This is a genomic window from Cellulomonas sp. (genome assembly GCF_036279715.1).
Classification (GTDB): Bacteria; Actinomycetota; Actinomycetes; order Actinomycetales; family Cellulomonadaceae; genus Cellulomonas_A.
This window is the reverse complement of the sequence record NZ_DASUIR010000117.1, coordinates 22,133-31,430: the sequence shown is the minus strand read 5'-3', so window position 1 is coordinate 31,430 and position 9,298 is coordinate 22,133. Positions and strand designations below refer to the sequence as shown.

9 protein-coding genes are annotated in these 9,298 nt (G+C 70.8%); 5 read left to right on the top strand and 4 right to left on the bottom strand.

Features of this window, described 5'->3' with window-relative positions; all coding sequences use genetic code 11:
- From VFW79_RS11860 to rny, 4 genes are all read left to right on the top strand, one after another.
- Window positions 1–507: MBL fold metallo-hydrolase (locus tag VFW79_RS11860; protein WP_329677495.1), on the top strand; the 507-nt coding region annotated here is incomplete at its 5' end.
- A gap of 243 nt (window positions 508–750) precedes the next feature.
- Window positions 751–1,791: a recombinase RecA gene (gene recA / locus VFW79_RS11855; protein WP_109132838.1), complete on the top strand. Its 1,041-nt coding sequence runs from the start codon at window positions 751–753 to the stop codon at window positions 1,789–1,791.
- Window positions 1,792–1,879: 88 nt separating this feature from the next.
- Window positions 1,880–2,521 carry a regulatory protein RecX gene (locus tag VFW79_RS11850; RefSeq protein WP_329677494.1) on the top strand — a complete coding sequence of 214 codons (642 nt, stop codon included), beginning with the start codon at window positions 1,880–1,882 and terminating at the stop codon, window positions 2,519–2,521.
- 132 nt (window positions 2,522–2,653) lie between these two features.
- On the top strand, window positions 2,654–4,153 hold the full coding sequence (gene rny / locus VFW79_RS11845) for a ribonuclease Y (protein WP_329677493.1): 1,500 nt from the start codon (window positions 2,654–2,656) through the stop codon (window positions 4,151–4,153).
- A 3-nt stretch (window positions 4,154–4,156) separates the two neighbouring features.
- On the opposite strand, the gene VFW79_RS11840 is transcribed toward rny, so the two are convergent.
- The 4 genes from VFW79_RS11840 to VFW79_RS11825 form a co-directional block, all read right to left on the bottom strand.
- The gene (locus VFW79_RS11840; protein ID WP_329677492.1) at window positions 4,157–5,044 is read right to left on the bottom strand and encodes an ABC transporter permease subunit; all 888 of its coding nucleotides are present in this window, start codon (window positions 5,042–5,044) and stop codon (window positions 4,157–4,159) included.
- Entirely contained in the window at window positions 5,041–5,691 is a 651-nt protein-coding gene (locus tag VFW79_RS11835; protein WP_329677491.1) for an amino acid ABC transporter permease, read from the bottom strand. The genes VFW79_RS11840 and VFW79_RS11835 overlap by 4 nt, the downstream gene beginning before the upstream one ends.
- Before the next feature lie 81 nt (window positions 5,692–5,772).
- Window positions 5,773–6,654 (bottom strand): glutamate ABC transporter substrate-binding protein, encoded by an 882-nt coding sequence (locus VFW79_RS11830; RefSeq protein WP_329677490.1) that lies wholly within the window; start codon window positions 6,652–6,654, stop codon window positions 5,773–5,775.
- A gap of 41 nt (window positions 6,655–6,695) precedes the next feature.
- Entirely contained in the window at window positions 6,696–7,490 is a 795-nt protein-coding gene (locus VFW79_RS11825; RefSeq protein WP_329677489.1) for an amino acid ABC transporter ATP-binding protein, read from the bottom strand.
- Window positions 7,491–7,601: 111 nt separating this feature from the next.
- Here VFW79_RS11825 and miaB point away from each other — a divergent pair, with 111 nt between their 5' ends.
- Window positions 7,602–9,290: a tRNA (N6-isopentenyl adenosine(37)-C2)-methylthiotransferase MiaB gene (gene miaB / locus VFW79_RS11820; RefSeq protein WP_329677488.1), complete on the top strand. Its 1,689-nt coding sequence runs from the start codon at window positions 7,602–7,604 to the stop codon at window positions 9,288–9,290.
- Window positions 9,291–9,298: the final 8 nt, after the last annotated feature.

The following is a 9,298-nucleotide window of genomic DNA, read 5'->3' as shown; positions in this document are numbered from 1 at the left end:
GCGGTCGGTCTCCATGGCGACGCCTGGTGGCCCGTGCCGGGCTCGGACGTCCGGGTGCGGCTGACGCACGCCGTGCACGGCGACCGCCCGATGCGGCGCCGGCCCAACGCCGCCAACGGTTTCGTCGTCGCCGCGCCGGGGCTGCGGATCTGGTTCGCGGGGGACACGGCGCCGTTCCCCGCCATGGCGCACCTGCACGAGCTGGCGGGCGGACCGATCGACCTCGCCCTGGTGCCTGTGGGTGGCTGGGGGCCCCGGCTGTCGGGGGGGCACATGGACCCCGTGCAGGCGGCGCACGCGTGCGCCGCGGCGGGCGCACGCGCGGCAGTCCCTGTGCACTGGGGGACGCTCCATGCCCCCGCGTCGCGGCGCCTGCCGCCCGGCTGGATGGACCGGGCGGGAGCGGCGTTCGAGGTCGCGCTCGAGCGGTTCGCCCCGGGTTGCCGGGCCGTGGTCCTCGAGCCGGGCGGGGCCGTCGACGTGGTCGGGCGCCGCTCGGCTGGATGACCGCACCGCGCGACGGTGGGTGTTCGGCGTGTCGCAGCGATCGAACACGTGTTCGGGTAATGTTGCTCCCGGTGCGGACGTCCCAGCACCTGCCGGATCGGACAGCCCACGGGCTGCGCCCTGCGGCAGAGCCCTGTGGACAGAGCACGGACGGATGTCGGTGGTCAGGCATAGCGTCACCCGAAACCAGAGACCAGCCCCAGAACGTGCAGCGATCCGCTGCCTGAGACGACGAGGTGTGACATGGCAGCTCCGCAGGACCGTACGAAGGCCCTCGAGGCCGCGCTCGGCCAGATCGACCGTCAGTTCGGCAAGGGATCGATCATGCGACTCGGTGACGAGGGTCGTTCCCCGGTCGCGGTGATCCCGACGGGTTCGCTCGCCCTCGACATCGCCCTCGGCATCGGCGGGCTCCCGCGCGGCCGCGTCGTGGAGATCTACGGCCCGGAGTCCTCGGGCAAGACGACCCTCGCGCTGCATGCCGTCGCGAACGCGCAGCGTGCCGGTGGCATCGCGGCGTTCATCGACGCGGAGCACGCGCTGGACCCGGAGTACGCGAAGAAGCTGGGCGTCGACACCGACAACCTGCTCGTCTCGCAGCCCGACACCGGCGAGCAGGCGCTCGAGATCATGGACATGCTGATCCGGTCCAACGCGATCGACATCGTCGTCATCGACTCCGTCGCGGCGCTCGTCCCCAAGGCCGAGATCGAGGGCGAGATGGGGGACAGCCACGTCGGTCTGCAGGCCCGCCTGATGTCGCAGGCGCTGCGCAAGATCACCGGCGCCCTCAACTCCTCGGGCACCACCGCGATCTTCATCAACCAGCTGCGCGAGAAGATCGGCGTGTTCTTCGGGTCCCCGGAGACGACGACGGGTGGCAAGGCACTGAAGTTCTACGCATCGATCCGCCTGGACATCCGGCGTATCGAGACCCTCAAGGAGGGCACGGAGGCCGTCGGCAACCGCACACGCGTCAAGGTCGTCAAGAACAAGATGGCGCCACCGTTCAAGCAGGCTGAGTTCGACATCCTGTACGGCGTCGGCATCTCCCGCGAGGGCAGCCTCATCGACATGGGTGTCGAGCACGGGATCGTCCGCAAGTCGGGCTCCTGGTTCACCTACGAGGGTGACCAGCTCGGCCAGGGCAAGGAGAACTCGCGCGGCTTCCTGCGCGACAACCCCGATCTGGCCAACGAGATCGAGAAGCGCGTCAAGGAGAAGCTCGGTGTGGGGGCCGTGGTCGATGCGCCCGCCGAGGACGCAGCGAAGGTCGAGTTCTGAGTCGGGGAGCCGGTGACGGCACGAGGAGGACCCACCGAATGGTGATCGACATGGTGATGGGCGTCGTCGTCACCGTGGCGGCGACGACGTGAGCTTCGGGCGTCCCGGTGGGCAGTCGCGGGCGCGCACCGGGAGCTCGCCCGCCAAGCGCTCGGGGGGAAGGTCGGGCGGCGGCTTCGGGCAGGAGCCGCCGCCGGTTCCCTCGGCTGAGACCGATCGCGCACCGGATCACGAGTCGATCGCGCGCGCGATCGGGCTGCGGATGCTGGCCGGCGCCCCGCGGAGCCGTGCCGAGCTTGCCGCGGCGATGTCGCGCAAGGATGTGCCCTCCGAGGTGTCGGACGCGGTGCTGGACCGGTTCACCGAGGTCGGGCTCCTGGACGACGCCGAGTACGCCCGGATGCTCGTGCGCACCCGACAAGGCGAGCGGGGTCTGGCCCGGCGCGCGATCGGGGCCGAGCTGCGCAGACGCGGTGTCGATGACGAGGTGGCCACCGAAGCGCTGGGGGAGGTCGATGACGAGGACGAGGAGCGCGCGGCGCGGGCGCTCGTGCGTCGCAGGCTCGTGGCGACTCGCGGGCTCGACGCGCAGACCCGAGCGCGGCGGATCTTCGCCGCGCTGGGTCGCCGTGGCTACGGCGGCACCCTCATCAGCCGCCTGGTGCGCGAGGAGCTGCTTGCCGAGGGCGTGGATGCAGTCGACGACGAGACAGGTCTCGACTCGCTCTGACGGGGCCGCCTGACGGGCCCACGGCGCGCGCCCTGACCGACGAATCACCGCAGGTGCGTCAGAATGGGCACGGCACGTGACCGGGGGCGCATCTTCGCGCGAACACTTCACAGCCTGGCGCGGGAGGTGCATGTGACTGTCGGCGACATCGCAACGATCGTGGGCCTGCTGGTCGCATGCCTCGTCGCTCTGCTGCTGGTGCTCGTGGCCCGACGCGAGGCCGACACGCAGCGTGCACGGGCCTCCGCAGACGTGGCCTCGATCAAGGACGAGGCCCGGTCGCTCCTTGCCGACGCCCAGCGGCGCGAGTCCCGGGCCGCGGCCCGTGAGGACGAGCTCCTCGCTGAGCAGCGCGTCCTCGCCGACCGTGAGCGCGCGGTGCGCGCGCGTGAGGACGAGGTCGCCGAGACCGACCGGTCGGTCAGCCGTCGAGCGGCCGAGGCCCAACGGGAGGCCGCCGAGCGGCTTGCGGCGGCCGACCGTGAGGCCCTCAGTCGGCTCGAGACCCTCGCGGGTCTGACGGCCGACGAGGCGCGTGCCCAGCTCATCGCCGGCATGGTGACCGATGCTGTCAACGCGGGGGCAGCCCAGGTGCGGCGCGCAGAGGCGCAGGCGCGTCGGACCGCTGATGCCCGTGCGAAGCGGATCGTCGTGACAGCGGTGCAGCGCACCGTTGTCGCGACGAGCTCGCAGTCGGCCGTGACGATCCTTCCGCTGCCGTCCGACGAGATGAAAGGTCGGATCATCGGCAAGGAGGGGCGCAACATCCGGCTGTTCGAGGCGCTCACGGGCGTGAACGTCCTGATCGACGACACGCCCGACGCCGTCGTGCTCTCCTGCTTCGACCCCGAGCGTCGCGAGATCGCCCAGTCGGCCCTCGAGGCGCTCATGGCCGACGGCCGCATCCACCCGCAGCGGATCGAGGCGGCGTACGCCGACGCGGTCGCCGGCGCGGACGACCGGACCGACGCTGCAGGGCACGACGCTGCGGAGCGTGCCGGTGTGACCAACCTGCACCCCGAGCTCGTGCGCACCCTCGGCCGCCTGCGCCTGCGGACGTCCTACGGCCAGAACGTCCTCGAGCACCTCGTCGAGAGCGCGCTGCTCGCGGCGGCGATGGCGGCCGAGGTCGGAGCCGACATCGACGTCGCGCGTCGCGGGGCGTTCCTTCACGACATCGGCAAGGCGATGAGCGCCGACGTACCGGGGACGCACGCGCTGGTCGGCGGTGAGCTCGCGCGACGGTTCGGCGAGTCCGCGGTCGTCGTGAACGCGATCGCGGCACATCACGACGAGGTGCCGCCCGACACGGTCGAGGCGGTCCTCGTGCAGGCGGCGGATGCCGCATCAGCGGCGCGCCCGGGGGCGCGGCGCGAGGAGCTCGACCAGTACGTCGAGCGCATGGACAAGCTCGAACAGCTCGTGGCCGCACACCCGGGCGTTCGCCGCGCGCTCGCGATGTCCGCGGGTCGCGAGGTCCGCGTCGTGGTCGAGCCGACCGAGGTCGACGACTTCGCGCTGCCGCAGCTGGCTGTCGCGATCGCGAAGCACATCGAGGCCGACCTGACCTACCCCGGCGAGATCAAGGTGACGGTCGTCCGCGAGCTGCGGGCCAGCGCCACCGCCGGCTGAGCTCTACGGTCGGACGCGCGGCGCCACGTACGCCGCCTTGACCGGGAGCAACGGGCCCCCCGGCAGCGGGGGTGGGGCCGCGGAGGTGCGTCGTGCACGTCCCTGGAGCCGGAGTGCCACCCGCGACAACGAGATGTTGACGGCGAGGTAGGTCCCGGCACCCACGACGAACAGGGCGACGTAGTAGGCGTTGCCGAAGTACTGCGCGTTGTTCTGCACGGCCTTCAGCAGCTCGGGGTAGCCGACGATGAAACCGAGCGAGGAGTCCTTGAGCAGCACGACGAGCTGGGCGATGAGGCTGGGCAGCATCGTGCGCACGGCTTGCGGCAGCAGGATCGAGAAGAGCGTCTGGCTGCGCGTGAGGCCGAGGGCGTACGCCGCCTCGGCCTGCCCTGCGGGGAGCGCCGCCAGGCCGGCCCGGAGGATCTCGGCGATGATGGCCATGTTGTAGGCAGTCAGCCCGAAGACGACAGCGGCGAAGGCGCTCCAGCCGAAGCCGAGCAAGCCGAAGAACATCATGAGCAGCACGGGCAGCCCGCGGAACAGCTCGATCGTGACGACCGCCGGCAACCTCAGCCACCGCGACCGCGCGCTTCGCCAGATGGCGAGCAGGAGTCCGATTGCGAGCGCGAGCGGCGCGGCAACGACGGCAGCCCGCAGCGTCGCGCCGAGTCCCACCACCAGCAGCGAGCGCCAGACGTCAGAGGCGGTCTGCCGCTTCGGTGGCGCGTAGAGGACATCCCAGCGGCCCGACGAGAAGACGCCGCGCCCGGCAGCGAACCACAGGCCCGCAGCGACGAGGACGAGCAGGATGGCGCCGCCGATGATCGATCCGAGGAGCTCGCGACGTCGACCGACCGGCCCAGGGGAGTCGTAGAGGATCGAGCTCATCGTGAGAAGGCCACCTTCCGTTCGACGACCCCGGCGGCGATACCCGACGGGACGGTGATGAGCAGGTAGAACGCGGCGACGCCGACGAGGACCCAGATGCTCTCGCCGGGGTTGGCGAGCGAGAGACGCCGGCCGGTGCCGGTCAGCTCGACCACAGCGAACCCAGCGGCGACCGACGTGTTCTTCGTGAGCGCGACGAAGACGTTGATGAGCGGCGGAACGACGGACCGGACGGCCTGCGGCAGGACGACCTGGGAGAGCGTCTGCGCGAACGTCAGACCGATCGCACGGGCGGCCTCGGCCTGTCCGATGCCGACGCTGTTGATCCCCGACCGAACCGCCTCGCAGACGAAGGCTGAGGTGTACGCGGACAGGCAGATGACCGCCGTCCAGAAGCCGAGCGGCGCGATGACGCCGAACTGCGGTGCGATGAGCACCATGGCGAAGAAGACCAGGGTGAGCGGAGTGTTGCGCAGGAGCTCCACATACGCCGTGGCGAACGCGCGCAACGAGCGCAGCGGCGCAACGCGGAGGGCCGCGAGCACGGTTCCCCAGATCATGGCGATCGCGCCGGACACCAGCGTGAGCTGCAGCGTCGTGCGGAAGCCGGCGAGGAACGTCGGCAGGTTGTCGGCGATGAGGTTCACGGGGCTGGTCTCCTGAGGCTGGCGTTGCTGGCCGGTCGGGGGTCCGCGGACGGTTCGGCCGCGGACCCGACGGCGGCGGTCTCAGTACCGGTCGACCTTCGGCGGCTCGGGGGTCGGCAGCACGGTCCCGGCGGTCTTCTTCCACGCGGCGGTCCAGGTGCCGTCGGCGAACGACGCCTCGAGCGTGTCGTTGATCCAGGAGCGGAACTCGGTGTCGTCCTTCTTCAGGCCGATGCCGTAGGGCTCCTGGGTGAAGGGCTCGCCGCGCACCGCGAGGTCGGCGTTGTCGGCGGCGAACCCGGCGAGGATCACGTTGTCTGTGCTCACTGCGTCGACCTGTCCGTTGCGGAGCGGGTCGAGGCACGCGGAGTAGGTGTCGAACGGGACGACCGTCGTGTCCGGGAACTTCGCGAGGAGGTTCGCCTCGGGCGTCGACCCGGACACGGTGCAGACCTTCTTCCCCGCGAGGTCGGCCGGTCCCTGGATGTCGGTCCTCGACGCGAGTGTCAGGATCGACTGACCGGCGACGTAGTACGGACCCGCGAACGAGACGACCTGCTTGCGCTTGTCGTTGATCGTGTACGTCGCGACCACGATGTCGACCGCGCCGGAGCTGATGAACGACTCCCGGTTCGCCGAGACCGTCTCTTTCCACGTGATCTTGTCGGGGCTGATGCCGAGCTTGCCCGCGATGATCTTGGCGATCTCGATGTCGAACCCCTCGGGGACGCCGTCGGGCCCGACGAGACCGAAGAGCGGCTGGTCGAACTTCGTGCCGATCGTCATGGTCCCGGCGGCGTGGAGCTTGGCCATCGTCGAGCCTTCCGGGAACGCGGCGACGGTGGCCGACGAGCTGCTCCCAGCGGACGTCGAGGCGGGTTCCGGGGTGCTGCCCGAGCATGCGGCGAGCGTGAGTGTGGCGGCGGAGAGCAGAGCGAGCAGCCCTGCGGGACGGTTGCGCATCGAGGTCTCCTTCGTGTCGGCAGCGCCAGACGGCGCTGCGCTCAGTGGGTGAGGATCTTGGACAGGAAGTCCCGCGCGCGCTCGCTGCGGGGGTTCGTGAAGAACGTCTCCGGATCGGCTTCCTCGACGATGCGGCCCGCATCCATGAAGACGACGCGGTGGGCGGCCTTGCGCGCGAAGCCCATCTCGTGGGTCACCACGACCATGGTCATCCCGTCCTTCGCGAGCGCGACCATCACGTCGAGGACCTCATTGATCATCTCGGGGTCCAGCGCGGAGGTCGGCTCGTCGAACAGCATCACCTTGGGCCGCATCGCGAGAGCCCGTGCGATCGCGACCCGCTGCTGCTGGCCGCCCGACAGCTGCGCGGGCAGCTTGTCCGCCTGGTCGGCCACGCCGACGCGTTCGAGGATCTCTCGAGCGACGGCCTTCGCCTCGCGCGGTGACACCCCCTTCGCCTTGACCTGCCCGAGGGTGACGTTCTGCAGGACGGTCTTGTGGGCGAAGAGGTTGAACGACTGGAACACCATCCCGACGTCGGCGCGCAGGCGCGCGAGTGCACGCCCCTCGGCTGGGATCGGGACCCCGTCGATGGTGATCGTCCCCGAGTCGATGGTCTCGAGGCGGTTGACGGTCCGGCACAGCGTCGACTTGCCGCTGCCCGAAGGGCCGATGACCACCAGGACCTCGCCGCGGTTGACCGTCAGGTCGATGTCCTGGAGGACGTGCAGCGATCCGAAGTACTTGTTGACCCGTTCGAGGACGACGAGCGGCTCGTGAGGTCGCGGCGACGTCAGCGGACCGGGCGCGTCGGCGATTGCGGAGGGCTGGTCCATTGACTGAACGTAGGGGCGAATCGGGGCGACGGCCACCCCTCACCGGTCGGGGGTGCGGATCGAGTGGCGGCGGGACGGCGTCGAGCAAGGCGGGACTTACCCTTGACGGTGATGTCCACGACTGTGTCTTCCCCCGAACCGGCCCTCATCGGCGTCGCCGAGACGACGCCCGCGGCACGGCCGGTCGCGCCCGCGAGCACCGGCCGCACCTACCTCGTCAAGACGCTCGGCTGCCAGATGAACGTGCACGACTCGGAGCACATGGCTGGCATGCTCGAGCAGGCCGGGTACGTGGCGGCCAGCCCGCAGGACGCCGCCGCCGAGGCCGTCGACGTCCTGGTCATCAACACGTGTGCGGTCCGCGAGAACGCCGCCGGCAAGCTCTACGGCAACCTCGGTCGGCTCGTCCCGATCAAGCGTGCGCGTCCAGGCATGCAGATCGCCGTCGGGGGCTGCCTCGCCCAGAAGGATCGTGCGGGCATCGTGGACCGTGCTCCCTGGGTCGATGTCGTCTTCGGCACCCACAACCTCGACGCGCTCCCGGTCCTGCTCGAGCGAGCGAGGCACAACGAGCAGGCGGCCGTCGAGATTGCCGAGTCTCTCCAGGTGTTCCCGTCGACGCTCCCGACCCGGCGCGAGTCGGTCTACGCCGGCTGGGTCTCGATCAGCGTCGGGTGCAACAACACCTGCACCTTCTGCATCGTCCCGCACCTGCGCGGCAAGGAGCGCGACCGTCGACCCGGCGCGATCCTCGCGGAGATCGAGGCTCTCGTGGGCCAGGGAGCCATCGAGGTCACGCTGCTCGGCCAGAACGTCAACTCCTACGGCGTCGAGTTCGGTGACCGCGGCGCGTTTGCCAAGCTGCTGCGCGCTGCCGGGGCGGTCGAGGGTCTCGAGCGGCTCCGGTTCACGTCCCCGCACCCGGCGTCGTTCACCGACGACGTGATCGCGGCGATGGCCGAGACACCGACGGTCATGCCACAGCTGCACATGCCGCTGCAGTCCGGGTCGGACCGCATCCTGCGCGCGATGCGCCGCTCCTACCGGTCGGACAAGTTCCTCGGGATCCTCGAGCGGGTGCGCGCTGCGATGCCCGATGCCGCGATCACGACGGACATCATCGTGGGTTTCCCGGGGGAGACCGAGGCCGACTTCGCGGAGACGCTGCGGGTGGTCGAGGCCGCACGGTTCGCGTCCGCGTTCACGTTCCAGTACTCGCCACGTCCCGGGACCCCGGCGGCCGAGCTGCCGGAGCAGCTGCCCAAGGCCGTCGTGCAGGAGCGCTACGAGCGGCTCACCGCGCTGCAGGACCGAATCGCGCTCGAGGAGATGCAGGCCCAGGTCGGGCGTGTCGTCGAGGTCCTCGTCGCCGAGTCCGAGGGGCGCAAGGACGAGGCGTCGCACCGGATCTCCGGGCGCGCAGCGGACAACCGGCTCGTCCACCTGGCCCTGCCGTCCGGGACAAGCATCCCGGCGAAGACCAGCGCCACGCTGCCCGACGACGGATCGCAGGCGTCGGCGCGTCCCGGCGACGGACCGCATGACGCGCCGCGCCCCGGCGACCTGGTCGCGGTCACGGTCACGCGCGCTGCCCCCCACTACCTGGTCGCGGACTCCGGGCTGGAACCGGGTGGGACGTTCGAGGTGCGCCGGACCCGCGCGGGCGACGCCTGGTCGGTCCGGTGGTCCGGCGCGGTCGAGCACTCGCACGGCGCAGATCCCACGGGGTGCGGGACGTCGACCGGGGCCGTGGGCCCGGTGCTGCTGGGGCTCCCCACGCTCGGGTCGCGACCGAGCTGATCCGGTCG